Consider the following 895-nt stretch of genomic DNA (forward strand, 5'->3'; position numbering starts at 1 on the left):
CCTCAAGAACCCGCCGTATTTCGAGGGCATGACCATGCAGGTCGGCCACATCGACGACGTGCACGGCGCGCGGGTGATGGGCCTGTTCGGCGATTCGATCACCACCGATCACATCTCCCCGGCCGGCAACATCAAGAAGGATTCGCCCGCCGGGCGCTTCCTGCAGGAACGCGGCGTGCAACCGGCCGACTTCAACAGCTATGGCAGCCGTCGTGGCAACGATGACGTCATGGTCCGTGGCACCTTCGCCAACATCCGCATCAAGAACCTGATGTTCGGTGGCGAGGAAGGCGGCAACACGCTGTACTTCCCCAAGGACGGCGGCGAGCCGCAGAAGCTGGCCATCTACGACGCGGCCATGAAATACAAGGCCGAAGGCGTGCCGCTGGTGGTGTTTGCCGGCAAGGAGTATGGCACCGGCTCCTCGCGCGACTGGGCGGCAAAAGGCACCAATCTGCTGGGCGTCAAGGCGGTCATCGCAGAGAGCTTCGAGCGCATCCATCGCTCCAACCTGGTCGGCATGGGCGTGCTGCCGCTGCAGTTCAAGGCCGGCGAGAACGCGCAGAGCCTGGGTCTGGACGGTTCGGAAACGGTCGACGTCACCGGCCTGCAGGACGGCGTCAGCAAGACCGCCACGCTCACTGCGACCAAGGCCGATGGCACGACGAAGACCTTCGAGGCGCACGTCATGCTGCTCACCCCGAAGGAAGTGGAGTACTTCAAGCACGGCGGCCTGCTGCAATACGTGCTGCGCCAGCTGGCGGCGAAGGGCTGAAACGCGCCACCGCGGCCCGCCCGCAACGCAGGCGGGCCGCCCGGTAGTGCCGAGCCATGCTCGGCACCGGCAACCTCCAGCCATCCCCAGCCCCCGGTAGTGCCGAGCCATGCTCGGCAC

1 pseudogene is annotated in these 895 nt (G+C 65.9%); it reads left to right on the forward strand.

Features of this window, described 5'->3' with window-relative positions:
• Nucleotides 1-775: pseudogene (gene acnA, locus AC1DQP_RS21020) on the forward strand (aconitate hydratase); the annotation flags it as partial.
• Nucleotides 776-895: the final 120 nt, after the last annotated feature.

The organism is Stenotrophomonas sp. P5_A8 (genome assembly GCF_056400545.1).